At 74.3% G+C, this 25,932-nt stretch carries 17 protein-coding genes; 10 read left to right on the forward strand and 7 right to left on the reverse strand.

Annotated features, from left to right (window positions below):
* Nucleotides 1–90: 90 nt before the first annotated feature.
* The 3 genes from WMF31_RS41360 to WMF31_RS41370 all read left to right on the forward strand — a co-directional run bounded on the left by WMF31_RS41360 (nt 91) and on the right by WMF31_RS41370 (nt 4,556).
* Entirely contained in the window at nt 91–2,478 is a 2,388-nt protein-coding gene (locus tag WMF31_RS41360; RefSeq protein ID WP_436607381.1) for a methyltransferase domain-containing protein, read from the forward strand.
* Between the two features lie 453 nt (nt 2,479–2,931).
* Nucleotides 2,932–3,609 carry a hypothetical protein gene (locus tag WMF31_RS41365; RefSeq protein WP_436607382.1) on the forward strand — a complete coding sequence of 226 codons (678 nt, stop codon included), beginning with the start codon at nt 2,932–2,934 and terminating at the stop codon, nt 3,607–3,609.
* A gap of 143 nt (nt 3,610–3,752) precedes the next feature.
* Nucleotides 3,753–4,556: a phytanoyl-CoA dioxygenase family protein gene (locus tag WMF31_RS41370; protein WP_436607597.1), complete on the forward strand. Its 804-nt coding sequence runs from the start codon at nt 3,753–3,755 to the stop codon at nt 4,554–4,556.
* A gap of 27 nt (nt 4,557–4,583) precedes the next feature.
* Here the strand turns inward: WMF31_RS41370 and miaA are convergent, their stop codons facing one another.
* From miaA to WMF31_RS41385, 3 genes are read right to left on the reverse strand one after another with little or no spacing between them, the layout of a single operon-like run.
* Complete coding sequence (gene miaA / locus WMF31_RS41375; RefSeq protein ID WP_436607383.1) at nt 4,584–5,591, reverse strand: tRNA (adenosine(37)-N6)-dimethylallyltransferase MiaA; 1,008 nt, start codon at nt 5,589–5,591, stop codon at nt 4,584–4,586.
* Nucleotides 5,588–7,594, reverse strand: a complete 2,007-nt coding sequence (gene mutL, locus WMF31_RS41380; protein WP_436607384.1) for a DNA mismatch repair endonuclease MutL — start codon at nt 7,592–7,594, stop codon at nt 5,588–5,590. Before mutL ends, miaA begins: the two co-directional genes overlap by 4 nt.
* Entirely contained in the window at nt 7,591–8,259 is a 669-nt protein-coding gene (locus WMF31_RS41385; RefSeq protein WP_436607385.1) for a hypothetical protein, read from the reverse strand. Before WMF31_RS41385 ends, mutL begins: the two co-directional genes overlap by 4 nt.
* Before the next feature lie 146 nt (nt 8,260–8,405).
* Here WMF31_RS41385 and WMF31_RS41390 point away from each other — a divergent pair, with 146 nt between their 5' ends.
* Both WMF31_RS41390 and rsmI read left to right on the forward strand, forming a co-directional pair.
* Nucleotides 8,406–9,764, forward strand: a complete 1,359-nt coding sequence (locus WMF31_RS41390; protein WP_436607386.1) for an RNA polymerase factor sigma-32 — start codon at nt 8,406–8,408, stop codon at nt 9,762–9,764.
* A 3-nt stretch (nt 9,765–9,767) separates the two neighbouring features.
* Entirely contained in the window at nt 9,768–10,646 is an 879-nt protein-coding gene (gene rsmI / locus WMF31_RS41395) for a 16S rRNA (cytidine(1402)-2'-O)-methyltransferase (protein WP_436607387.1), read from the forward strand.
* 10 nt (nt 10,647–10,656) lie between these two features.
* On the opposite strand, the gene WMF31_RS41400 is transcribed toward rsmI, so the two are convergent.
* Entirely contained in the window at nt 10,657–11,805 is a 1,149-nt protein-coding gene (locus WMF31_RS41400) for a mannose-1-phosphate guanylyltransferase (protein WP_436607388.1), read from the reverse strand.
* A gap of 89 nt (nt 11,806–11,894) precedes the next feature.
* Nucleotides 11,895–12,707 (reverse strand): undecaprenyl-diphosphate phosphatase, encoded by an 813-nt coding sequence (locus WMF31_RS41405; RefSeq protein ID WP_436607389.1) that lies wholly within the window; start codon nt 12,705–12,707, stop codon nt 11,895–11,897.
* 173 nt (nt 12,708–12,880) lie between these two features.
* On the opposite strand from WMF31_RS41405, the gene WMF31_RS41410 reads away from it, so the two are divergent.
* Genes WMF31_RS41410 through WMF31_RS41425 form a run of 4 tightly spaced genes read left to right on the forward strand, consistent with a single transcriptional unit; the run spans nt 12,881 to nt 15,675 of the window.
* Nucleotides 12,881–13,387, forward strand: a complete 507-nt coding sequence (locus WMF31_RS41410) for an NADH-quinone oxidoreductase subunit A (protein ID WP_129356008.1) — start codon at nt 12,881–12,883, stop codon at nt 13,385–13,387.
* A gap of 23 nt (nt 13,388–13,410) precedes the next feature.
* Entirely contained in the window at nt 13,411–13,938 is a 528-nt protein-coding gene (gene nuoB, locus WMF31_RS41415; protein WP_420878057.1) for an NADH-quinone oxidoreductase subunit NuoB, read from the forward strand.
* 31 nt (nt 13,939–13,969) lie between these two features.
* Nucleotides 13,970–14,518, forward strand: coding sequence for an NADH-quinone oxidoreductase subunit C (locus tag WMF31_RS41420; protein WP_436607390.1), 549 nt, complete (start codon nt 13,970–13,972; stop codon nt 14,516–14,518).
* Nucleotides 14,515–15,675 (forward strand): NADH-quinone oxidoreductase subunit D, encoded by a 1,161-nt coding sequence (locus WMF31_RS41425; RefSeq protein ID WP_129356014.1) that lies wholly within the window; start codon nt 14,515–14,517, stop codon nt 15,673–15,675. Before WMF31_RS41420 ends, WMF31_RS41425 begins: the two co-directional genes overlap by 4 nt.
* Before the next feature lie 17 nt (nt 15,676–15,692).
* Here WMF31_RS41425 and WMF31_RS41430 read toward each other — a convergent pair whose 3' ends face one another.
* Entirely contained in the window at nt 15,693–16,739 is a 1,047-nt protein-coding gene (locus tag WMF31_RS41430; protein WP_129356016.1) for a methyltransferase, read from the reverse strand.
* 98 nt (nt 16,740–16,837) lie between these two features.
* On the reverse strand, nt 16,838–18,832 hold the full coding sequence (locus WMF31_RS41435) for a carbamoyltransferase family protein (RefSeq protein ID WP_436607391.1): 1,995 nt from the start codon (nt 18,830–18,832) through the stop codon (nt 16,838–16,840).
* A gap of 448 nt (nt 18,833–19,280) precedes the next feature.
* On the opposite strand from WMF31_RS41435, the gene WMF31_RS41440 reads away from it, so the two are divergent.
* Nucleotides 19,281–25,931 (forward strand): amino acid adenylation domain-containing protein, encoded by a 6,651-nt coding sequence (locus WMF31_RS41440; RefSeq protein ID WP_436607392.1) that lies wholly within the window; start codon nt 19,281–19,283, stop codon nt 25,929–25,931.
* Nucleotide 25,932 lies beyond the last annotated feature (1 nt).

Raw genomic sequence — 25,932 nt, forward strand, 5'->3', positions numbered from 1 at the left:
GGGGGTTCCTCTCGGCCGCGCTGGCCGCGCCCGCGCGCGGGCGGACGTCGCCGTCGATCCGCGCCGGGCGCCCGGCGTACACTGGGCCTCATGACGGCGCGCGCGGCGGCGGGGTACCAGGCGGATCAACAGCGAGACGACCTGTCCGCCTACGCGCGGTACCTGGCCGCGATGGACGCGTCCATGCGCCAGAAGGTCGCGCTGACCGCCGCCCATCTCCTGTGCGAGGGGCGCGTCGCCGACATGGGGATGGGCTCGGGGCAGGGCAGCGCCGCGCTGGCCCGGCTCTATCCGCGCCTCGAGGTGATCGGCGTGGACCTCGATCCCACGGTCGTCGAGCTCGCGCGCCGCGCTCACCAGCGCCCGAACCTGAGCTTCCAGCTCGGGGACATCGCGACGGCGGTGTTCCCCCCGGAGAGCCTCGACGGGATCTTCGACTCCTCCGTGCTCCACCACGTGACCTCCTACGGCGGCTATCGCCACGAGAACGCCGCGGACGCGCTCGCGGCGCAGGTGCGGCAGCTCTCGCCGGGCGGGGTGCTGGTCGTGCGGGACTTCGTCGACCCGGGGCCGGGGGCGGTGCTGCTCGACGTGCCCGCCGACGACGGCGACGACGGCCCTGATCCGCGGAGCGCCTCGACCGCGGCGCTGCTCGAGCGGTTCGCCCGCGAGTTTCGCTCGCTGTCGCCCGAGCCGGGGTTTCCGCTGTCCCGCGTGGCGCCCGGGCGGCCTGCGGGGGCCACCCCGGCGTCGTCTCCCGCGCTGCCCGCGCCGCGGCCGGGGTGGCGCCGGTACCGGCTCGCCCACAAGCATGCTGTCGAGTTCGTGCTGCGGAAGGACTATCGCGCCGACTGGGAGGCCGAGGTCAAGGAGGAGTATACCTACTTCTCGCAAGCGCAGTTCGAGGCGCTCTTCGCGCGCCTCGGCCTGCGCGTCCTCGCGTCGACGCCGCTGCGCAATCCGTGGATCGTGCGCAACCGGTTCGTCGGCCGGTTCGCGCTGCGGGACGAGGACGGCGCCCCGCTGCCCTGGCCGCCCACGAATTACCTGATCGTGGGCGAGAAGGTGAAGCCCGGCCAGGGGGTCGCGTTCCGGCTGAGGCCCGCGGAGAGCCCGCAGCAGTTCTTGCGGACAGAGCACCACCGGGATCGCCGCACCGGCCGGGTGTTCGATCTGGCGGCGCGACCCCATCCCACGCTCGATATCGTGCCGTTCTTCTTCTCCGGCGACACCGCGTACGTGCTGGCGCGGACCAGCTACCCGCGGCCGATCGCGCGCGCCTGCCGCGAGGAGACTCCGCCCCTCGACGGCAGCGGCCCCGCCGATTACCTGGCGGAGCCGATCGCGGTCGTGCAGACCGAGCTCCCGGTCGGGCACACGGTCGAGCGGGCGCTGGAGCGGGCAGCCGGCGTGTCCCCGGCCTCGATCCAGCGGATGATCGCGGGGACGACCTATTACCCGTCGCCGGGCGGCATCCTCGAAGAGGTGCGCTCGGTCTTGGTGGAGGTCGAGCCCACGTTCGTGAATGCGCCCTCCGAGGACGTCTCGGGGTTCGGCACCTCGGGCCGCATCCGCGCCATCGAGGCGCGCCAGTTGCTGCGCGCCGCGCAGGTCGGGGGCCTCCCCGACGCGCGGCTCGAGCTCAACGTCTACGACCTCCTGGCGCGCTTCGGGTTGCCGTTCGGGCCGTGGATCGGCGACGAGATCCCGCTCGCCGGGGCGCGCGCGGCGCAGCCCGGCGCGGACCCCGGGGGCGCCGGGGCGCAGGAGCGCGGCGGCGCGGTCGCCACCGTGCAGCCGACGCCGCTGAGCGCGCTGCTCGAGCGGCCGAGCCGCCGCTGCTTCTCGCGGGTGGATCCGAGCGCCAGCGCCGGGTTCCTCGAGGTGCGGCGCGCGCGCTTCGAGGAGCTCGCCGAGGGCGACCGCGTGGTGGCCGCGCGCGAGCTGGAGTACGTGGTGCCGCGGTCGCTCGGGGCGCTGACCGCCTCGGCCGCGCTGCTCGCGCGCGCGCCCTCGGGCGAGGTCGTGCTGGGCGTCGACGACGACGACCTGCCGGCGGCCCAGAGCTTCTCGGGGAACAGCGGCATCCTGGTCGCGCCGGCGTGGCGGCTGCCGCGGGACGTGCGCTCGCTCGCGGCCGCCGAGGCCTTCGTGCGGGCGCGCCTGCAGGCCGAATATGGGGTTCAGGCGGGGGAGGCCGTCGAGCTCGGGGGCGCGTACCGCCCCTCGGCCGGGCTGACGCCGGAGCTGGTCCAGCCGCTCGCCTTCGTGGTCACCGCGACCGCCGCGCCGGGGCCGGCCCCGGCCGACGCAGCGCCGCAGCGCGCGCCGTCCGGCCCTGCGCGCCGGCTGCACTGGGTGCCGCTGGCCGCGCTCGCCGCCGGACGGGAGCACCTGCCGGACGGCCATCTCCGGGTCGTGGCCCTGCGCGCCGCCCACGCCCTCGGCGCGTCGACCTGGCCGTCGCGCTCACGCTGAGGCGGGGAGCGCGCCCTCGCTCCGCGACACACGCCGCTCGGCGGCGCGGGAGCGCCATACCGACGGAATTCGAGCGCGCGCTCCGCGTTCTGCGCGACGAGCGCCGGTGTTCGGTCGGCGTTCGTCGGGGTTCGGTCGACGTTCGGTCGACGTTCGGTCGATGTTCGGTCGACGTTCGGTCGACGCTCGATTGCGCGCGAGCTGCTCGCCGACGCCCCATTCCGCGGCGTCGTGCGCTGGACGGCGGTCCCCGGACATCCGCCGCATTGGCCACGTCGAGCAGGTTTCTCGCACTCAGCGGGTTTTCCACGCGTGGGGATGGGTTCCAGGCGCACACCGAGGCTGGCACGCCGGGCGCTTACAGCGTCGCCGGGTGCTTACAACATCGCAACTCGTCGGCGCGCCGGCCGCTCCCCCGGCGGCGCGACGCGGGACGGAAACTCCATGGTCCTTGTGAGCAATTCGTCGAAGATCACGGTAGCTGGCCTCAGGACAACGCGCCTCTCCGTCCAGAGCGAGACGTCCGGGCCGGGCGCCCGGGCCGACGTCGGACGGGCGCGATCGTTCCTCGCGCTGCGCGCGCGCATGCTCGCGAGCCCCAGCCTGGCCGGCGCGCTCCAGTTCATGCAGGTCACCACCCGGCCGTGGGAGCCGCACGAGCTCACGGCGTGGCTGCACGAGCACATTGTCGCTCCCGGCTGGATGAAGGCGCCGCGCGCGGTGCGCGAGCCCGGCGCGGACGTCGTGGCGCTGTGTGGCATCGAGGACCGGCGCCACGAGGTCGCGGCGCTCGCCGAGCGCGCGCGCCGGCGCGTGGCGCTCGCGCTGCTCGATTTCGTGGCGCCGAACCCGGAGGGCGGGTTCCTCCGCGCGGCGCTGTACAGCGCGCGGGTGCGATGGAGCGCGGCGGTCGACCGCGCGGGCTGGTTGCCGGCGCCGCGCGAGAGCGATTTCCTGAGCGATATCGTGCTCAGCCTGTTCGCCGCGGAGATCCTGTCCGGCGCGGAGCTGTACCGGAGTCACATGACCGTGTGCGCGGCCTGCGGGCGCGTCGCGTTCGCGCAGGAGGCCCGGCCGCGCGGCGCGGGCTGCCCGCGCTGTGACGGGGAGATCAAGGGACAGGCCCTCTGAGCCCTGGTGGGGCGCGCCCCGCCGGCGGGGGGGCTCTCCGAAAGCGTCGTTTTTCATGGAGAAAATGCGCCGATGCGCCGGCGAGGACGCATGTCGTGACCTTGACGGCCGCGGCGACGCCCGACCAAGCTTGCCGTCGAATGATGAGCCATTCCCGCTACACGAGCGCCGAAATTGAAGAGCTCGCCCGTGCGACCCGGCGCGACGGGTTCTGTGTGATAAAGAATCTCATCCCGAAGGGCCTGCTGCTCTCGTGGCGTGAGGCCTTCATGCCGCTCCTCGACGCGCACATCGCGCGGGAGGGCCACCTCAGGAATCGGGGGCCCGAGCGCTACTACGTGACGCTCCCGTTCAAGGCCCCCTTCGCGGAGCCGCGGATCTACGAGGACGAGACCGTCCTCGGGGTCGTCTCGCGCCTGGTCGGCGATGACATGATCATGGTCCAGCTCGCGACCGATACGCCGCTGCTCGGGTCCGACTACCAGGATGTCCACCGCGACGCGCCGCCGCTCTTTCCCGAGACAGCGCAGGAGACGCCGGCGTTCCAGCTCGCGGTCAACTTCCCCCTCGTCGATGTCACGGCCGACAATGGCCCCATCGAGATCGCCCGCGGCACGCACCTGCTCACCCGGGCCGAGGGGCTGCGGCGCCTCGCGGCGGGCGAGATCGCGCTCGAGCCGGTGATGATGGAGCTCGGCGACGTCATGGTCCGCGACGTGCGCGGCCTCCACCGCGGCACCCCGAACCGCACGCGCGAGCCCCGGCCCATGGTGGTCATCGGCTACAGCCGCCGCTGGCTCTTCCGCCCGGAGGTCTCGATCCGGGTGCCCCGCGCGAGCCTCCCCCACCTCTCCGGCCGCGCGAGGCAGCTGCTCCGCTTCAACCCCGTCGTCGAGTCGCTCGACGGGCCCGTGGAGCCCGAGATCTACCAGGCCTTCGCCTACTGACGCGCGCCGCCGCCGGCCGACGGCGGGTCAGTCCAGCGCGACATGGGCGATGGCCTGGTCCCGCAGCCAGGTCCGCTGCCGCCGCACGAAGACGCGCGTGGCGCGCACGATGGAGCCGGCGAGCTCCGCGGCCGGCAGGCGCCCCTCCAGGTGCTCGCGGACCTGCTTGTACCCGACGGAGCCCATCGCCCGCGCGTCGCCGTAGCCGCGGCCGAGGAGCGCGCGGACCTCGTCCACCCAGCCCTGCTCCAGCCAGCCGGCGATCCGGGCCTCGATGCGGCGATCGAGCTCGACGCGGTCGCGGTGCACCGCGACGAGGCGCGCGGCGTACCGGCGCTCGCGGAAGCCGTGCTCCGCGTGCCACGCGCTCTGCGGCCGCCCCGAGCGCTCGAAGATCTCGAGCGCCCGGCTCACGCGCACCGCGTCGTTCGGCGCGAGGCGGGCCGCGCTCTCCGGGTCCACCTCGGCGAGGCGCGCGTGGAGCGCGGCGCGCCCCTCGGCCTCGATGATCGCGCGGTGGCGCGCGCGCACCCCGGGATCGGCGGGCGGCGCGGGCGACAGGCCGAAGACCAGCGCCTTCACCCAGAGGAAGGTGCCGCCGCAGACGATGGGCACCCGGCCGCGGCCGCGGATGTCGGCGATGGCGGCGTCCGCGAGCTCGGCGAACCGCGCGGCGTCGATCGCCTCGAGCGGATCGGCCGCGTCGACCAGGTGGTGCGGCGCGCGCGCCCGCTCGGCGGGCGTCGGCTTCCCGGAGCCGAGGTCGAACTCCCGGTAGATCTGCACGCTGTCGGCGCTCACCACCTCGCCGCCGAAGCGCTCGGCCAGGCGGATCGCCAGCTCGGTCTTGCCGCTCGCCGTCGGGCCGACCACGACGATCAGCTCGCCCGGCGACGGCGGCGGGAGGGCCTCCCACGACGCCGGCGCGACGGCCGCGCTCGGCTCCGACGCGCTCGGCTCCGGCGCGCTCGGTCCCGGCGCGCTCGCCGCGGCCGCGCTCGCGTGCCGATCGGGCCAGCGCAGCGCCCCGGTCACCGCCTCCCCACGCGGTGCTCCAGCTCCGGCCAGCCGATGCGCATGACCACGGGCCGGCCGTGCGGGCAGTGGCCGGCGAAGTCGACCTCGTCGAGCGACGCGAGCAGCGCGCGCGCCTCCTCCGGCGCGACCGGATCGCCCGCCCGCAGCGAGCCGTGGCAGGCCATCGTCGCCAGCGCGAGGTCCACCGCGCCCGAGAAGGCGCGCTCGCCCGAGTGGCTCAGCTCGTCCAGGAGATCGCGCACGAGGCGCTCCGGCGCCGCGCGGCGGAGCAGCGTCGGCACCGCGTGCACCGCGAGCTGCGCCGCGCCCGCCGGGCGGACGTCGAGCCCGAGCCGCGCGACCGCCTCCTGCGCCTCCTCGATGAGCGACACCTCCGCGGGGGCCGCCGGGACGAGCGCCGGGAACAGGAGCTTCTGCGTCGCGACGTCGCGGCCGTCGTACGACGCGCGCAGCCGGTGGAACGTCACGCGCTCCGCCGCGGCGTGCTGATCGAGGAAATAGATCCCGTCCGGCCCCTCGCACACGAAGTAGGTGTTGCGCACCTGGGCGAGGAAGCGCAGCGCCTTCCAGGCCGGGGCCCGCTCCGCCGCCGTGAGCGTGGGCCCGCTGCCGGTCGGGTAGGGGACCGGCGGCGACCCCGGCGCGATCGCCGGCCCACCCGGCCCGCCGCCCTGCCAGGGGAGCGCGGCGTCGGTCCACCCGCCGGCCTGCGCCGGCGCCCCCGGGCCCGCCTGGACGGCGTCCGGGCGCGCCGGCGGCGGGGCCCCGCCGAGGTCGCCGCCGAGACCCCAGGGATCGCCCGGCGGCTCCTGCCGCTCCGCCGGGGCGCCGGCCGCGGGCGGCGCCGCGCCGGGGCCGTTCGACCAGGCCCAGGCGTCGCCGGGGGGCGGCGCCGCGTCCTCGAACAGCTTGCCCTTGCGGCCCTGGAACCCGCCGGGGGCCGGCGCGGGCAGGCCGAACGCCGCGGCCACCTGCGCCGCGACGATCTTGTAGATCGCGTCCGCGACCGCGCGGCCGTCCGCGAAGCGGACCTCCGCCTTCTGCGGGTGGACGTTCACGTCCACGAGCTCGGCGGGCAGATCGATGAACACCGCGCCGATGGGGTAGCGGCCCGGCTCGAGGACGCTGCCGTAGGCGAGCGCGACCGAGCGCGCGAGCGAGCGGTCGCGCACGTGCCGGCCGTTCACGAACATCCACAGCCAGCCGGCCCCCGAGCGGGCGCGCTCCGGCCGCGACACGAACGCCTCGACCGTGAGCGGCCCCCGCTGCCCCGCGCACGTCGCGAGCTCCTCGCCCGCGAGCATCGCGCGCACCCGCTCGGCGCGGTTCGGCGCGCGCAGCCACTCGCGCACGACGCGCCCGTCGCGCGACAGGATCAGCGTCACGCCCGGCTCGCCGAGCGCGATCGCCTGCGCGATCTCGGTCACGTGCGCCGACTCGGTCCCGATGGCGCGCAGGAACTTGCGGCGCGCGGGGACGTTGTAGAAGAGGTCGCGCACCTCGACCACGGTCCCGGCGGCGCACCCGCAGGGCGCGGCCTGCGCCGCGCCGCCGCCCTCGATGCGGATCTCGGTCCCCTCGGCCTCGCCGTCGCGCCGCGTCCGGAGCGAGAAGCGGCTCACGGAGGCGATGCTCGCGAGCGCCTCGCCGCGGAAGCCGAAGCTCTGGATGCAGCGGAGATCGTCGAGCCGGGCGATCTTGCTCGTGGCGTGGCGCAGCACCGCGAGCGAGGCGTCCTCGCGGCTCATCCCGCGGCCGTCGTCCGCGACCCGCACCAGGCCGACGCCGCCGCCCTCGATGTCGATGCGGACGCGGCGCGCGCCCGCGTCGAGCGCGTTCTCGACCAGCTCCTTCACCACGCTCGCCGGCCGCTCGACCACCTCGCCCGCGGCGATCTGGTTGGCGAGGTCGTCCGGCAGCAGGGCGACCCGCCGCTCCTCGGCCCGCGCGGGCATGGGTCGAGGATCCGCGCCGGCGATCCTCTCTTCTACGGTGCTCATGGCTCGTCGCCGGGATCGGTCGCCCGGGCGACCGCCTGGAAGTACAGCTTGGTGCGCTCCCGCGTCAGCGCCAGCGCGGCGAAGCCGAGGATGCAGAGCTCGAAGAGCACGAAGCGCACCCGCTCGGCCGTCCACCAGAGGCCCGGGTTCGTGAGGCCCTCTCGCTCGGGGACGCCCGGCGGCAGGAGCGCGCCCGCCTGCGCGACCATGTCGATCCAGGCGCCGCGGACGTCGCGGGTGAGGGCGTACTCGACGGCGGCGAAGGCCAGGTTGGCGGCCAGGACCTGGAGGACGAAGCCGCGGGTGCCGGGCCGCCCGCCGAGCGCGAGGCCGCTCGCGACGACCAGCAGCCCGCCGAGGAGCACCTTCGCGATGCTGAGCGGGAAGGCGACGTCCTGGTGCGCGCTCATCGCGTGGGCCTGGGCGGCCTCGAGCACGGCGAACGTGAACTGGAAGGGATCTCCCTGGTCGCGCGCCTGCTCGGCCACGGCCGTGACGTCGGGGGCCATGCCGCTGCGCAGGTACATGGCCGTCCCGCACCCGGCCATGAACCCGCGCACGCCGATGATCCAGGTGAGCAGCATGGTGGCCACCAGGTACCAGGGGCGCAGCGAGCGCGGGCGCGGGGGTCGGATCGAGTCCACGTAGAGGCTGCCGTGTAGCACGTTCTCCGATCTCGCGCGCTCCCTTCCTTACCCGCAGATCGCGGAGCGGCTAGCCTCCGGACCGCGAGGGGCCCGCGTGCCTGCGCGCCGGCGCAGGTGGCGCGACGCGGCGGGGCTGTACTAGAACTTCGAGAGACGAGGTCCGGGTGGCGAAGAGCAAGAGTGAGCCGCGTGGGAAGCGAACGGAGGGGGCTGCGGATGCAGGCCCCCGACCCCGGTTGAAGGGGGCTGCTGCGAACGCAGGCCCCCGACCCGGGGCGATGGAGGCCGCGGCAGCGGACCCCCGACCCGGGATCGAGGAGGTCGTGGGGCCAGGAGGGGGCGATGCGGCCCTCCAGCCTGAGGCGCAGGCGGTCGCCGCGAACCCCCGGCCTGCGCCGAAGCGCCGCGAGCGCTCCGCCACGCGGGCCGCGGGGCGCGCGCGCGCCGAGGCGCAGCCCGCGGCCGGCGAGCCCGAAGGCGCGCGCGAGGACGAGGACGACGCGGAGGCCGCGCCCGAGAGCAGCGCGGACAAGGCGGGCGACGTCGAGGAGGGCGACGTCGTCGAGGTCGTCGGCGAGGTCATCGACGACGCGAGCATCGACGTGAACGACATCGAGCTCCCCCGCGTCGCGCGCGGCGCCGGCGAGGCCCGCGGCAGCGGGGAGGCCGCGCTCTCCCGCACCGACCCGCTGCAGGCCTACCTGCGCGAGGTGCAGCGCCACCCGCTGCTCACGGCGGACGAGGAGAAGGAGCTGACGATCAAGTACGCGAAGACGCAGGACGTCGCGACGGCCGCGCGGCTCGTGACGGCGAACCTGCGGCTCGTGGTGAAGCTCGCGTACGAGTACAGGCGCGCTTACAAGAACATCATGGACCTCATCCAGGAGGGCAACATCGGCCTGATGCAGGCCGTGAAGCGCTACGACCCGTACCGCGGCGTCAAGCTCTCCTCCTACGCGGCCTGGTGGATCCGCGCCTACATCCTCCGCTTCATCCTCAACAACTGGCGCCTGGTGAAGCTCGGCACGACCCAGGCGCAGCGGAAGCTCTTCTTCAACCTCAACAAGGAGAAGGCGAAGCTCTCGGCGATGGGCATCGAGCCGACGGCGGCGGAGATCGCGAAGCGCCTGTCGGTCGACGAGAAGGAGGTGGTCGACATGGACCGCCGCCTCTCGAGCGGCGAGGCGTCGCTCGACGCCCCGGTCGGCGATCTCGAGGGCCGGTCGATCCCGCGCGTGGAGCTGCTCGTCTCGTCGGGGGCGGGCCCGGACAGCGCGTTCGAGGCGAGCGAGATGGGCATGCTCGTCCACGATCGGCTCGCGAAGTTCCGCGAGACGCTGAAGGGCAAGGACGTCATCATCTTCGACAAGCGCATGGCGGCGGAGGATCCGCTCACGCTCCAGGAGCTCGGCAACGAGTTCGGCATCTCGCGCGAGCGCGTGCGCCAGCTCGAGGCGCGGCTCCAGTCGAAGCTCAGGGTGTACCTGCAGGAGGAGCTCGGCGACGCCGTCGAGGCGGATTGAGCCTTGTCGACCGGCGACGAGCAGCGCGGCGCGGGCGGCCCGGGGCGGCTCTACGTGGTCGCCACGCCGATCGGTAACCTCGGCGACATCACGCTGCGCGCGGTCGAGACGCTGCGGGGCGCGGACCGGATCCTCGCGGAGGACACGCGGCGCGCCCGCGCGCTGCTCGGCCACCTCGGCGTCGGGGGCAAGCCGGTCGACCGGTTCGACGCGCACGCCTCGGAGGCGGACGCGGCCCGGGCGGCCGCGCGGCTCGCCGCGGGCGAGTCGATCGCCTTCATGACGGACGCCGGCACGCCGGTCGTGAGCGATCCGGGGACGGCGCTCGTGCGCGCGGCCGCGGCGGCCGGGGCGCGCGTCGTGGCGATCCCCGGGCCGAGCGCGGTGATGGCGGCGGTGAGCGCGTCGGGGCTGGTGACGGGGGGCTTCCGCTTCCTCGGGTTCCTGCCCCGCGGCGGGCGCGAGCGGCGCGAGGCGCTGGCCCTGGCCACGGCGACGAAGGAGGCGGTGGTGCTGTTCGAGTCGCCGCGGCGCCTCCGCGAGACGCTCGCCGAGCTCGCCGAGCGCATGCGCGGGCGGCGCGCCGTGATCGCGCGCGAGCTGACGAAGGTGCACGAGGAGATCCTGAGCGGCACGGTGGAGGAGCTCGCCGCGATCGAGCGGGAGTGGCTCGGCGAGATCACGCTCGTGCTCGGGCCCGCGGAGGTGTCGCCCGAGGGCGCGCGGCCGAGCGACGAGGAGCTCGACGCGCGCATCGACCGGGAGCTCGCGGCGGGGCGGCGGGCGAAGCACATCGCGGAGGAGCTGTCGGTGGAGCTCGGGCTGCCGCGGCGGGAGATCTACGCGCGCGCCGTGGCGCGGCGCGGGGCGGGGCGCGCGTAGGCCCCGCCGGTCACGTCAGCCGGTCCTGCCCCTCCGCCTTCAGGGCGTCGACCACGAGCTTCACGTCCTGCGACCGATCGCGCGGCACGATCAGCAGCGCGTCGTCGGTCTCGACCACCACGAGGCCCTCCACGCCGAGGAGCGCGATCGTCCGGCGGGCCCCCGGCGCGTCGCCCGGGCGCGCGCGCAGGTCGACCACGTGGTTGTCCCGCGCGTCGATCAGCACCGACCCCTCGGGCGCGCTGTTGCCCCGCGCGTCCTTGTCGGCGAGCTCCCACGCGCTCTGCCAGCTCCCGACGTCGCTCCAGCCGAAGTCGCCGGGCACGACCGCGAGGCCCGAGACGTGCTCCATCACGCCGTGGTCGATGCTGATGGCCGGCAGGCGCGGGAACACCCGCTCCACGGCCTCCGCCTCGGCCTCGGCGCCCAGCGAGGCCGCGCGATCGATCTCGTCGAGCCCCTCGGCGAGCGCCGGCAGGTGGGCGCGGATCGCCGCCGTCATGTCGCCGGCGCGGAAGATGAACATCCCGGCGTTCCAGAGGAAGCGCCCGCTCGCGAGGAACGCCTCCGCGCGCTCGCGGCTCGGCTTCTCGACGAAGCGCAGCACCCTCCGGGGCGAGGCGCCCCGCGCGCCCGCCGCCTCCTCCGCCTCCTCCGCCTCGATGTACCCGAAGCCGGTCTCCGGGTGCGTCGGCCGGATCCCGACGGTCGTGATCGCGCCGCCCCGGGCCGACGCGACGGCGGCCCGCAGCACCTCGAGGAACCGCGGCACGTCGGCGATGTGGTGATCGCTCGGCAGCACGACCAAGACCGCCTCGGGGTCGTCGCGCGCGACGGTCGCCGCCGCCCAGCCGATGCACGGCGCCGTGTTGCGCGGCGCGGGCTCGACGAGCAGGCGCCGCTCCGGCACCTCCGGCAGCGCGGCGCGCGTGGGCGCGACGAGGCGCCGGCCGGTCGCGACCCAGAGGCGCTCCCAGCCGGCGCTCGCCCCGCGGGCGCACAGCGGGAGCACCCGGCGCGCCGTGGCGGCGATGAGCGGCTCGCCGCCGAGCAGCGGCAGGAGCTGCTTCGGGCGCGCGGCGCGCGACGCCGGCCAGAAGCGCGTGCCCGCGCCGCCGGCGAGGATCAGGACATGGACGGGGGGGTGGGTCTCGTTCATCGGTGATCCTCGTAGGCTACGTAGGCTACAGCATGGCAGGCGGGCTCCTGGGGCCGAGCGCTCGGGCGGGCCGGGCAGGGGAGGCCCGCTCAGGCAGGGCCGGGCACGGCGCGCGCGTAGGCCACCATCGCGAGGCCGAGCGGGACGACCCACAGCGCGAGCGCGCCCGTGCGCCGCCGCTCGGCGAGCGCGTGGAGCGCCGCCGCGCCGCCCAGGGCGCTCAGGAAGGCGGCGAGCAGGCCGAGCGCGACCGCGCCGGGCGCGGGGCGAAGGAGCGCGCGCGCGTCCGCGAGCCCGGAGAGGAGCAGGGCGGGGATGCTCAGCGCGAGCGCGAGCTCGACGGCGCGCGCCGGCCGGACGCCGAGCCAGAGCAGCAGGACGAGCGCCGCGCCGACGCGCGACCCGCCCGGCAGCGCGGCGGCCCCGTGCGCCGCGCCGGCCGCGAGCATGCCGGCGAGCGACGGCGCGTCGGCCCTCGCGCGATCGGCGCGCCGGGGCGCGAGCGCGGTGCTCGCGAGCGCGGCCCCGGTCGCGAGCAGGCCGAGCCCCGCCGCGAGCGGCGCCTCGGGCCCGGGCGCCGGGGCGCCGCGGTCGAGCGCGGCCGCGACGAGCAGGCTGGCCGCGGCGCCGAGCGTGAGCAGCGCCGCGTCGCGCGCGGGCGGCGACGCCCGGAAGAGCGACGGCCGCGCGACCGCCCGGAGGCCCTCGCCGAGCGCGTGGAGCAGCCGCCGCCGCACGGCGAGCGCGAGCGCCGCGGCGGCCGCGAGCGCGTGCGCGGCGTCGACCCAGGCGTCGCCCGCGAGCCAGAGCCGAGCCGCCGCGCCGTGCCCCGTCGCCGAGACGGGCAGCGCCGCGGCCGCCCCCTGGACGGCCGCGAGCACTGCCACGTCCACGAGACCCACGCCCGACCGATACCCCAGCCCGCCGCGTCCTGTCGACCACCACCTCGCCGGCGCGCGCCCCGCGTTCAGGGTTTGCCGGCTTGCCGCGGTTCATCATTTCACCTACATAACCCACGGATCTGGCGCTCTCTCGCCCGGGGCGAGCGAGGCGAGCCGGGCGAGGTTCCCGTTCGATGTTGATGGCATACGCCAGCGTGGCGGCGTTCTTCCTGGTGGCGATCGGCTTCGTCCTCGGCTCGATGCTGTTCGGGAAGCTCGTGCGCCCGAGCAACCCGTACGCGGAGAAGGTCGAGACGTACGAGTGCGGCGAGGCGCCGGTCGGCCCCGCGTGGTTCAACTTCAACCCGCGGTTTTACATCATCGCGCTCATCTACATCATCTTCGACGTCGAGATCGCCTTCATCTACCCGGTCGCGACGGTGTTCAAGCGCTGGGTGGACCAGGGCAGCGGGCTCTACGCGCTCGTCGAGATCCTCCTCTTCGTGGCGATCCTGATGCTCGGCTTCGCCTATGTCTGGGCGAAGGGCGATCTCAACTGGATCCGCGCCATCAAGGGGGATCCGCGGGGGGCTCAGGGCGTGAGCAGCCGGGCTCGTCCGGCCGCGCGCGCGGCCGCCGAGGGCGCGCCCGCGGCGCTCGGGGAGCGGGTGGCCGTCGCTGAAGGAGGTGCGGAGTCATGACATCGAACCCGAACCTGAACCTGATGGCCCCGCCCCGCAGCTGGGAGGCGAAGTACGAGGGGGACGGCGGCGGCGTCATCACCACGAACGTGGACCAGACGCTCAACTGGCTGCTCAACTGGGGGCGCTCGAACAGCGTCTGGTACATGCTCTTCGGCCTGGCGTGCTGCGCGATCGAGCTCATGCAGACGGGCGGCCCGCGCGGCGATCTCGAGCGCTTCGGCGCGGCCCCGCGGCCGAGCCCGCGGTCGAGCGACCTGTTCATCATCGCGGGGACGCTGACGTACAAGATGGCGCTGCGGGTCCGGCGCCTCTATGACCAGATGTCGGAGCCGCGCTTCGTCATCTCGATGGGGAGCTGCGCGAACTGCGGCGGCCTCTTCCAGTACGCGTACTCGGTCTGCAAGGGCGTGGATCAGATCATCCCGGTCGACGTCTACGTGCCCGGCTGCCCGCCGCGCCCCGAGGCGCTCCTCGAAGGGCTCCTCAAGATCCAGGAGAAGATCAAGAGCGAGCGGGCCCTCGGCCGCCGCGGCGCGACGGGCGGCTGATCCCGCGTCCTCCTGCGCACCCTGCACCCTGATGACACCCGAAGAGACCTTCCAGGCGCTCCAGGCGAAGTTCGGCGAAGCGGCGGTCTTCGATCTCCACCCCGTGTCCGCGAAGGACCGCGACGCCTGGTTCCAGGTCGCGCCGGGCGAGCTCGAGGAGGTGTGCCAGCACCTGCGCGACGCGCCGGAGCTCGATTGCGATTCCCTCGAGTGCATCACCGGGGTCGACTACCCCGATCTCAAGAAGATCGCGGTCGTCTATCACATCTATTCGTACGCGAAGAAGCACCGGATCGTGCTCAAGGCGTTCCTCGACCGGGAGAGCCCGGCGCTGCCGACGCTGGTCGACGTGTGGTCGTCGGCAAACTGGCAAGAGCGCGAGTGCTTCGACCTGCTCGGGGTGCGCTTCGAGGGGCACCCGGACCTCCGGCGCCTGCTCCTGCCCGACGACTGGGAGGGGCACCCGCTCCGCAAGGACTGGCAGGAGAAGGCGGAGTACCACGGCATCCCGACGCAGCGCCCGAACCCGGTGGAGCTGTTCAAGATCAAGCTCCCGAAGAAGGAGGCGGAGGCGTCATGAGCCAGGTCGTCTTCAGCGTCGACCGGGGCGGCGCGGGCCCCGACCTGGAAGACGAGATGACGCTCAACATGGGGCCTCATCACCCGTCGACCCACGGCGTGCTCCGCTTCGTCATCTCCACGGACGGGGAGATCATCCGCAAGGCGGTGCCCGACGTGGGCTACCTCCACCGGAGCATCGAGAAGATCGGCGAGCGCTGCACGTACAGCGGCTTCATGCCGTACACGGACCGCGTCGACTACATCGCGGCGATGTTCGCCAACGAGGCCTGGGCGAGCGCCTGCGAGAAGCTGATGGGCATCGAGGTGCCGAAGCGGGCGCAGTACCTGCGGGTCATCTCCTGCGAGCTCAACCGGATCGGGAGCCACATGATCGCGCTCGGCGCGATGGCGATGGACGTCGGCGCGGTCACGCCGTTCCCGTGGGCGCTGCGCGAGCGCGAGCACATCAACGACTTCACCGAGGAGCTGTGCGGCGCGCGGCTCACCTACAACTACCACCGCATCGGCGGCGTCTCGTTCGACATGCCGAAGGGGTGGGCCGACAAGGTGAAGCGGTGGCTCGACCACTTCGAGCCGATCATGGTGGAGTTCGACCGGCTGATCAGCCTGAACGACATCTTCGTCAAGCGGCTGGCCAACGTCGCGGTGATCACGGCCGAGGAGGCGAAGGACTGGGGGCTCGTGGGCCCCAACCTGCGCGCGTCCGGGGTGAAATGGGATCTCCGGAAGGAAGACGGCTACTCGGTGTATCCGGAGCTCGAGTTCGACGTGCCGGTGGGGCAGGGGCGTTACGGGACGGTGGGAGACTGCTGGGACCGGTTCTACGTCCGGGTCGAGGAGTGCCGCGAGTCGGCGAAGATCCTGCGCCAGGCGCTCGACAAGATCGACGAGCACCCGGAGGACGACATCCTGGGCAAGCTGCCCAAGAAGATGCGGCCCGAGGGCGAGGCTTACGCGCGGATCGAGAGTGCCCGCGGCGACATGGGCTGCTACGTCATCGGCCGGGGGGCCGAGGAGCCGTACCGCGTGCGGTTCAGGACGGGGAGCTTCACCGCGATGGGGATGATCGAGGCGAAGAGCCCCGGCCTGTTCCTCGCCGACCTCGTGGCGCTCATCGCGAGCTTCGATGTCGTCGCGCCGGAGATCGATCGCTAAGATGCGCTGTCGGGGGCTCAGGCCCGCGCCGCCTCGAAGATCCGGAAGAGGGTCGGCGTCTCGCGTACGGCCTTGACGCGCAGCCCGGCCGCCTCGATGAGCGCGCGGTACTCGGCCTCCGTGCGCTCGCGTCCCCCGGTGTTCACCAGCATGTTGATGTCGCTGAACGTGATGACCCAGTCGGCGGTCGGGTCCCCGCGCCGGACCGGCGCGGGAGGCTCCACGACGAGGAGGCGCGCCCTGTCGTCCATCGCCTCGCGGCACTTGCCGAGCAAACGCAGGCTCCGCGCGTCGTCCCAGTCGTGGATCACGCTCTTGAGCACGTAGACGTCCGCGGCCGGCGGCGCCGTGTCGAAGCAGCTCCCCGTGACGAACGACGCGCGGCCGGCGACGCCGCGTGACGCGAACAGATCGAGCGCGCCTTGGCGCGCGTGCTCGAGATCGAACACGGCCCCTTCCACGGCCGGGTGGGCCTCCAGGATCGCGCAGAGGAGCGCGCCGTAACCGCCGCCGACGTCGACCACCCGGCGGACGCCGCCGAGGTCCACGGCGCCGACGATGCCGGGGGCGACCCCGCGCGTGAGCTCGACCATGGCCTGGTGGAAGATCGCGGCGGCGGCGGGATCGTGCGCCATCGCGTCGAAATGCTCGGTCCCGGTCGACTCCCCCTCGCCGGCGCTCCACGCCATCCGGCCGGTGCGGATGCAGTCGGTCAAGCGCCCCCAGGCCTGCCAGACGCCCGGCCCGCCCATGAGGCGAGACCACGCGCGCTTCGAGACCGGCGACCGGGTCTCGAGGCACCTCCCCACCTCGGTGAGCTCGAACCGATCGCCCCGCAGCTCGAGCAGCTCGAGCGTGACGAGCGCGCGGAGCAGGCGATCCGTCGCGTCGGGGTGCGTGCCCAGCCGCTCTGCCACGGCGCCGCTCGGGAGCGGCGCCTCGGCGAGGACGTCCGCGACGCCGAGCTCCGCGGCCGCGTGAATGACCTGCGGCACCCAGAGGCTCATGATCATCCGGTTCAGGCGAAATGCAGGGGGCACGTTCGTGGGAGACCCGTTGGACATGGCAATCGCTCCTTCGAGCCCCACCCTACGAACCGCCGCGCCGGGGGTATTGTAAAGATTTTCCCTCCCCCCGCGCGCGCGCCGCCGGGGTCTCGCCCTCACGCGGCGCCGTTCGCGCCCGCCGCGGGCGAGAGGCGCACCAGGCGCTGGGACCAGAGGTCGAGCAGCTCGGCGATGAGCGACTCCCGATCCGCCGCCGCGCCGAGCAGGTCGCCGAGCCGCTGCTGGCCGTCCGCGCGCGACAGGACCTCGAACACCCCGGGCGACACCGGGGTTGTCGCCTCGCTGTAGGTCGTGACGATGGCGTGCTCCAGCGCGTAGCCGCCCGGCGTCCGGCCCCGCAGCGAGCGCAGCTTGACGAAGGCGGGCAAGGCGGGGACGAGCGCCGCGTGGGCGGAGAGCGGCGCTGGCCTCTTGCGGACGAGGTAGTCGCCCACGACCAGGCCGTCGAGCCGCGTCGTGAGGAAGCACGTCACGCAGTCGTCGACCGAATCGACGATCGGCTCGGCGTTGTTGTTGAAGGACGTGTTGAGCACCACCGGGACGCCGGTGAGGTCGCCGAACGCCCGGATGAGCCGCCAGAACCGCTCGTTATGGCGCCTCGAGACGGTCTGCACCCGCGCGGTCCCGTTCACGTGGGTGATGGCGCCGAGGAGCGCGCGCTTGTCCTCGTGGACCGGCACCGTGAAGATCATGAAGGGCATGGCCTCTGCCCCGCCGAGATCGAACACCTCGTGCGCGGCCTCCTCGATCACGGAGGGGGCGAAGGGCCGGAACTCCTCGCGCTTCTTGACCATCGCGTTGATGAGGTCCTTGTTCTTCGCCGGCCGGGGATCCGCCACGATGCTGCGGTTGCCGAGCGCGCGCGGCCCGAACTCGGAGCGGCCCTGGGCCCACCCGATCACGCTGCCGCCCGCGATCAGCTCGGCGGCGGTCCTCGGCGCGTCGGCGAGCTCCTCCACCGTGACGAAGTCGCCCCACGCCTCGAGCGCCCGGCGCACCTCGTCCCGCGCGCCGATGGGCCTGCCCCAGTACAGGTGCTCGATCGCGGGAGGCCGCCGCCCCGGCGCCTCTCGCATGTGCACGGCCAGGGCGGCGCCGAGGGCGCAGCCCGCGTCGTGCGCGGCCGGCTGGACGAACACCCGATTGAACAGCCCCGAGCGGAGGATCTTGCCGTTCATCGTGCAGTTGTGGGCGACTCCCCCGGCGAAGCAGAGGCTCTCCTGCCCGGTCTCGCGGCGGAAATGGCGCAGGCAGTGGAGGACGATGGTCTCGAGCGCCTCCTGGAGCGCAGCGGCGACATCCTTGTGGACCTGGGTGATCGGCTCCCCCGGAGCGCGCGGCGAGAGCACGTCGTAGAGGTCGAAGATCCTGTCGAAGTGGACGGCCCACCCGCCCTCCGGGAGCAGCGTGTACATCGCCTGGAACAGCGCGCGGTGCCGGCTCGGATCGCCGTACGGGGCGAGGCCCATCACCTTGTACTCGTCGAACATGCCATAGCCGAGGAACCGGATCGTCTGGACGTAGAACATGCCCAGCGAGTCCCGCTCGGGGATGTCCCGCAGCGGCTCGAGCTCGCCGCCCGAGCCGATGGACAGCGAGCCCGACTCCCCGTCGCCGCAGCCGTCCAGCGTCAGCACCAGGCTCTCGTCGTACCCCGAGCCGAAGAACGCGCTCGCCGCATGGGCCGTGTGGTGCTTGACGAACCGGATACGCTCGGGGTCGAGATCGACGCCGAGCTCGGCGCCGAGGAGCCGCCGCATGACGTCGCGCGCCGTGCGCACCTCGGGGCCGAAGGGGAGGAATCCCCGCCGGAGCTGGTCGTTGCACCACGCCTCGCTGATGTAGAAACAGACGCGATCGATGTCGTCGATGCGCAGCCCCTGGCCCTCGAGGCAGTAGCGCACCGCCTGGAATGGAGCCTTGTTCGAATGCTTGAGGCGGCTCAGGCGCTCCTGCTCGATCGCCGCGACGACCTCCCCGTCCTCGAGGAGGACCGCCGCGCCGTCATGCGCCGAGATCGCGTTGAAGGCCGGCCTCGGATAACCCTGGTGATCTGGCTCGTACCCACCGCTGATTCCAAGAATTCGCATGGGCGGACCATGGATCGGAGCGCCGCCCGTGTCGACCACGGGAGACGACGGTACGTCGGTGTCAGAGGGTGCGTCGGTGTCAGAGGGCGCGGTGCAATAATCAAGAATTGCTGTTTGGGGGCAACGGTGCGTCAACGGCGCATTCCGTTAAGAAGTGTCAAGCGGATGGCCGCAGGGCGGCGTCTCTGCCAGGTAACTCGCTGGACAGCTCCTGTCCGGCGTGGCATCACCTGCGCCGGTCGCCGGAACGACCCTTCGAGATACGCTATCTCCGCCCGACTGCGGGCGACGAGCGTTCCACCCCGGTCAATCGTTGTGACAGCCTGCGCGCTTTACGGACCCTTCGAGACGCGTCGACGCGCCGCCCTCTCTGCGCTCTGGCTCCGCAGAGGAGCAGGGTCCGGTGCGAGCTCGTGATCCAGCGCGGCTTCAGTGAAAGGACCTGCTCGTGACACGTGGCATGACCCCTCCCGGCCAGGATGCGCGGCGCCCCGCGCCGTTCGAGGCGCCGGGGGCGCGGGGCGACATCGCGTCGCTCCCCGAGCTGCTCGCCCGCCGCGCCGAGGAGCGCGGGGGCGCGCCGGCCTATATCTACCTGCAGGAGGGCGAGGCGGAGACCGCGGCGCTGTCGTTCGACGCGCTCCACGCGCGCGCGCGGGCGATCGCCGCCTTCCTCCGGCGGCGCTACCCCCCGAGGAGCCGAGTCCTCCTCCTGTTCGCCCCGGGGCTGGAGTTCATCGAGGCGTTCTTCGGGTGCCTCCTGGCCGACATGGTGGCCATACCGACGTCGCTGCCGCGCCCGAATCAGGCGGAGTCCCGGTTCGACGCCATCGTCGCGGACTGCACGCCTGCGTGCGCGCTCACCGGAGGACACGCGCTGCGCGAGCGGAGCCGCTCGACGTCGCGCGCCGGGGTGCCCGTCCACGCGCTGGGCGAGATCGCTCGAGGCGAGGACGCAGAGGGCCCTCCGGGGCCGCGCGCTGCCCCCGAGGACGTCGCGTACCTGCAGTACACCTCCGGCTCGACCTCCAGCCCGAAGGGGGTGATGGTGAGCCACCACAACGCCCTTCGGAACTGCCGCATGCTCGCCGAAGGCTTCGGGCTGGAGGAGGGCGACACCTTCGTCTCGTGGCTGCCGCACTTCCACGACCTCGGCCTGATTTACGGCCTCATGATTCCGCTGTTCCTGGGCGGCAGGTGCTATGTCATGCCCCCGGCGGCGTTCCTCTTCCGCCCCCTGCGCTGGCTCGAGGCGATCTCGCGCTTCCGCGGCCAGCACAGCGCGGCGCCGAACTTCGCCTTCGACCTGTGCGTGGCGAGCTCGACCGCCGAGCAGCGCGCCCGGCTCGATCTCTCGTGCTGGGAGACGGTCATCAACGGCGCCGAGCCCGTCCGCGCGCGCACCCTCTCCCGGTTCGTGGACGCCTTCGCGCCGTGCGGGCTGCGGGCCGACGTCCTGCGGCCCGCCTACGGCCTGGCCGAGGCGACCCTCGGGGTCACGTGCGCGCCGAGGCGCCCGTCGCCGCGCGTCCTCGCGGTGAGCGCCGCGGCGCTGCAAGAGGGGCGGGCGCGCGCGTGCTCCCCGGCGGACCCGGGCGCGCAGGAGCTCGTGAGCTGCGGCGCGCCCATGCCCGGCGTGCGCGTCGCGATCGTCGACCCGAGCAGCCGGGAGCCCGCGCCCGAGCGGCAGGTCGGCGAGGTGTGGGTCGCCGGCGACGCGGTGGTGAGCGGTTACTGGCAGAACGAGCAGGCCACCCGGGCGTCGTTCGGCGCGCGGCCGCGCGGCGGCGACGGCCCCCCGTCCCTGCGCACCGGCGATCTCGGCTTCCTGCACGAGGGGGAGCTGTTCATCACCGGGCGGATCAAGGACGTCATCATCGTCCGGGGTCGCAACTACTATCCACAGGACGTCGAGCTCGCGGTCGCGAGCGCCCACGAGGCGTTCGCGCCCGACGGGGGCGCGGCCTTCGCCGTGGGCCCCGAGGACGGCCTCCGCCTGCCCGCAGGCGAGCCGGAGGCGCTCGTCGTCTGCCAGGAGCTCCGGCGCGGCCAGCGCGGGCTCGACCTCGCGGAGCTCGCGCGCGCCGCGCGGCGCGCCGTGGCGCAGCAGTTCGGCCTGCCCGTGGCCGCGATCGTCCTCCTCGGCCCGCGCCGCCTCCCCAAGACCACCAGCGGGAAGATCCAGCGCCGGGCGTGCAAGGCGGCGTTCCTGCGCGGCGAGCTGGAGACGCTCGGGGTGTTCCACGACGACCGCGACGGGGAGCCGGGCGCGGCGCTCGCGCACGGCGAGCCCGCGGAGGACGAGGCGGCGCCGACCTCCGGAGCGGGCGCGACCACGCGCCTCGAGGCGCTCGCCAGGGACGTCCTGCAGGTCGAGGCCGGGTCGCTGCGCCGGGATGTGCCCCTCGTCGAGTACGGGCTCGACTCCCTCAAGGCGGTCCAGCTCGCGAACCGCCTCGCCCGGCTCGGCGCGGCGCCGATCTCGCCCGTGCGCCTGTTCGAGGGGATGACGCTCGCCGAGCTGGAGGAGCTGCTCGCCCGGAGCGGCGCACTCTGGTGCGGATCGCCCGCCGGCGCCTCGCCCGCCGGCGCCTCGCTCGCCGGGGAGGAGGCCGCCGGCGCCTCGCCCGCCGGCGCCTCGCTCGCCGGCGCCTCGCTCGCCGGGGAGGAGGCCGCCGTCTCGAGCTCGGAGCCGGATCGCGGCGACCCGCACGCGCCCTTTCCCCAGACCGAGGTGCAACGGGCCTACCTGGTCGGGCGCGAGGAGAGCCTCGATCTCGGCGGCGTCGGCTGTCACGCCTACCTCGAGATCGAGCGGGACGAGCTCGATCTCGACCGGTTCGAGCGGGCGTGGAGCCGGCTCATCGCGCGGCACGACATGCTGCGGGCCGTCGTCTCGTCGGACGGCCTCCAGCGCGTGCAGCGGGACGTGCCCGCCTTCCGGCCGAAGGTGTGGGACCACCGCGCGGACGCGCCGGCCGCCGCCGAGCGCGCCGTCGAGGCGGCGCGGGCCCGGCTGTCCCACCGCGTGTTCGCCGCCGGCGCGTGGCCGCTGTTCGACGTCGGGGTGTCGCTCCTGCCGGACGGCCGCCGTCGCGTGCACCTCAACCTGGACCTCCTCGCGCTCGACGCCTGGAGCGTCGGCATCCTCTCGCGCGACCTGGCGCTGCTCTACGAGCAGCCCGACCTCGAGCTGCCTTCGCTCGGGGTGACCTTCAGGGACTGTGTCCTCGATGATCTCCGGCACCGGCAGACGGCCGCCTACGCGCGCTCCGTCGCGTACTGGCGCGAGCGGGTCGCGAGCCTCCCGCCGGCGCCCGAGCTGCCGCTCGCGGCGAGCCCGCGGGACGTCACGCCGCCGCGCTTCGTGAGGCGACGAGGGCGCCTCGCCCGGTCCGCGTGGGAGCGGATCAAGGAGCGGGCGCGCGCGCACCGCCTCACGCCGTCGGGCGCCGTGCTCGCCGCGTTCGCCCAGGTGATCGGGAAGTGGAGCGCTCGCCCGGAGTTCGCGCTGACGCTGACGTCGTTCGAGCGGCCGCCGCTGCACGACGACGTCTACGAGGTCGTCGGCGACTTCACCACCGTGGCGCTCGTCGGCTTCGACCTGGGGCGGCGCCGGCCGTTCTGCGAGGCGGCCCGCGCCGCCCAGGAGCAGATCTGGGGCGCGCTCGAGCACCGGCGCGTCGGGGCGATCCCCGCGCTGCGCGAGCGGCGGGCGCCCGGCGCGTCGCCCGGCGTGCCCGTCGTGTTCACGAGCCTGCTCGGCCAGGGGGGGCCGAGCGCCCGGGCGCCGTTCGCCTGGCTCGGCCGGGAGGCCTTCGGCATCAGCCAGACCCCGCACGTGGCGTTCGATCACCAGGTCGCCGAGGACCGGGGCGATCTCACGTTCTCGTGGGATGTCGTCGACGCGCTCTTCCCTGAAGGGATGGTCGACGCGATGCTCGAGTCCTACGAGGACCTGCTCGCCGAGCTCTCGCGCAGCGACGCGGCGTGGCGGCAGGCGGCGAGGGCGGCGCTCCCGCCCGCGCAGCGCGCGGCCCGCGAGGCGGTGAACCGGACGCAGCGCGCCGCGCCGGAGGCGCTCCTCCACACGATGTTCTCCCGCAGCGCGGCGAGCGACCCGAGCGCGCCCGCGGTGATCGCGCCCGACGGGATCACGACCTTCGGGGAGCTCGACCGGCGCAGCAACGCGCTCGGCCGGGCGCTGCGCGCGCGCGGCGCGCGCCCCGGCGCGCTCGTCGCCATCGCCGCGGAGAAGGGCGTGGAGCAGGCGCTCGGCGTCCTCGGCGTCCTGAAGTCCGGCGCCGCCTACCTGCCCGTGGATCCAAGCTGGCCGCGGGATCGGGCGTGGGGGATCCTCGAGCAGGGCCAGGTGCAGGTCGTGCTCACGCAGGCGCGGTTCGCGGAGCCGGGCCGGTGGCCCGCGGGCGTCCAGGTCCTGCCGATCGACGCCCAGGGCGGCGGGGCAGGCGACGACGCGCCGCTCGACGTCGCGCAGGGGCCCGACGACCTCGCGTACGTCATCTTCACCTCGGGCTCCACCGGCACGCCGAAGGGGGTGGCGATCGCGCACCGCGGCGCCGTCAACACCCTCGACGACGTGAACGCGCGGCTCGGCGTGGGCGCCTCGGATCGCGTCCTGTCGCTCTCGTCGCTGACCTTCGACCTCTCCGTGTACGACCTGTTCGGGGTGTGGGCCGCGGGCGGCGCCGTGGTCCTGCCGCACCCGGCGCGCACGCGGGATCCGGGCCACTGGCACGACCTGATGGTCCGGCACGGCGTGACGCTGTGGAACACCGTCCCGGCGCTGATGCAGATGCTCATCGAGGATCGCGCGCTCCGGACCGACCCCTGCGCCCCCCTGCGCGCGGCGCTCCTCAGCGGGGACTGGATCCCGGTGTCCCTCCCCGATCGCGTCCGCGCGGCGTTCCCGGGCGCCCGGGTCCTCGGCCTCGGGGGCGCCACCGAGGCGTCGATCTGGTCCATCGCCTATCCGATCGATCGCGTCGATCCGGGCTGGAAGAGCGTCCCTTATGGCAAGCCGCTGGCCAACCAGCGATTCCACGTGCTCGACCGGCAGATGGACGCGTGCCCCGACTGGGTGCCCGGGCGCCTCTACATTGGCGGCGTGGGCCTCGCGCGCGGCTACTTCCGCGACGAGGAGAGGACCCGGGAGCGCTTCGTGACGCACCCGGAGACCGGAGAGCGGCTGTACTGGACCGGGGATCTGGGCCGCGCCCTGCCGGATGGACACATCGAGTTCCTGGGGCGCGAGGACCTCCAGGTGAAGGTTCAGGGGCACAGGATCGAGCTCGAGGAGATCGAGGCGACGCTGCTCAGGGCCCCCGGCGTGGGGAGCGCCGTCGCCTCGGTGGGGACCACCGCGAGCGGCGGCAAGCGGCTTATCGCCGGCGTCGTGCCGGCCCCGGGCCAGGCGGTCGACCTGTCCGCGCTGCGCGCGTTCGTCGCCTCGCAGCTCCCCGACTACATGGTCCCGAGCGCCCTGATGGAGCTGCCGTGCTTGCCGCTCACCAGCAACGGCAAGGTCGACCGCGGCGCCCTGGCCGAGCCGGCGGGCGAGCGGAGCCCCGAAGCGCTGCTCCGCGCGCACCCGCGCGTGCGCGACGTGCGGCTCGAGCGGGCGACGGACGGGAGCGGCGGGTGGCTCGCGCACGTGGTCGCGCGGGAGCGCGGGGCGGCGCAGGCCCCCCTGCTGCTCGATCCCATCGAGAAGACGATTCACAAGCTGAGCAAGCCGGCGCTCCGCGCCGATCTCGCCGGGGCCGCGATCCCCCTCGGCCCCGGGCCGGCGGACGACCGGCTGCGCGCCTTCGCCAGGCGGCGCAGCCATCGCCAGTTCCGGAGCGAGCCCATCGCCTTCGCGCGGCTGGCCGGCCTGCTGGCGCGGCTCGCGCAGGTGGAGCTGCCCGGCTATCCGGTCCCCAAGCAGTCCTATGCCTCGGCCGGGGGCCTCTACCCGGTGCAGGTCTATCTCTATGCGAAGCCGGGCCGGATCGAGCGGGTCCCGGGCGGCACGTTCTATTATCACCCGGAGCGGCACGAGCTCGTCCCCATCGAGATCGGGGCGCACATCGACGTCTCTGCCCACGCGGGGATCAACGCGCCGGCGTTCGAGAGCTCGGCCTTCAGCGTGCTCCTCGTGGCGGACCTCGGCGCGATCGAGCCGGTTTACGGCGCCATGGCGCGCGATTTCTGCCTCATGGAGGCCGGGATCATCGCCCACCTGCTCGAGGCGTCGGCGCCGGACCTGGATCTGGGCCTGTGCCAGACGGGCGGGTTCGATTTCGCGTCCGTCGCCCGTCTGTTCAAGGTCGGGCCCCGGCACGAGTACCTGCACGGCCTCGTCGGCGGGGCCATCTCGCCCGCGGACACGACGGTCGAGGCGCTGGCCCGCGCGTCGGAGGGGCTGCGCGCCATGGTCGATCTCGCGGTGCGCGCCGCGGCGGAGCGGCCGATCCGGCCGGCGGCGCCGCAGGAGCGCTCGCCCGGGCAGCTCGCGGAGGAGCTCTCGGCCTACCTCGCCGAGCGCTGGCAGGAGCGGCCGGTCCGGGTCGTCGTCGTCGACGAGCTCCCCGGGGCGCGCCCCGGCGCCGAGCGCGCGGCGGCGCCTCGCGCGCTCGGCGCGCACGCGGAGGGGGGAAGCCCGGCCAGCGCGGAGGTCGCGGCGAACGACGACCTCGAAGACGCCATCGCGCGCATCTGGGCCGAGGCGCTCCGCAGGCCGGCCGTGGGGCGCGACGACAGGTTCTTCGAGATCGGGGGCGACTCGCTCCTGCTCGTCGGGGTGGCGCGGGCCCTCCGGGAGCGCCTCGGCGTCGACGTCGCCCTGGTGCGCCTCTTCGAGCACCCGACCGTGGCCCGACAGGCCGCGTATCTGAGGACGCTCGGGCCGAGGGCCGCCCTCTCGGCCGGAGGGGACGGGGGGAGCGGGGCGGACGACCCGGCGGCGCCGCGGGCGGCCGAGGACGCGAGGCTCGACGCCGTCGCCCTGCGCGCCCAGCGGCAGCGCGAGCGCGGCCTCGGGCGGCGCGCGCTCGCCGAGGAGCAGGCCGCGCGCCGGAACAGGCAGGAGGGGTGAG

This window comes from Sorangium sp. So ce1036, from assembly GCF_051369805.1.
Taxonomy (GTDB): Bacteria; Myxococcota_A; Polyangia; order Polyangiales; family Polyangiaceae; genus Sorangium; species Sorangium cellulosum_F.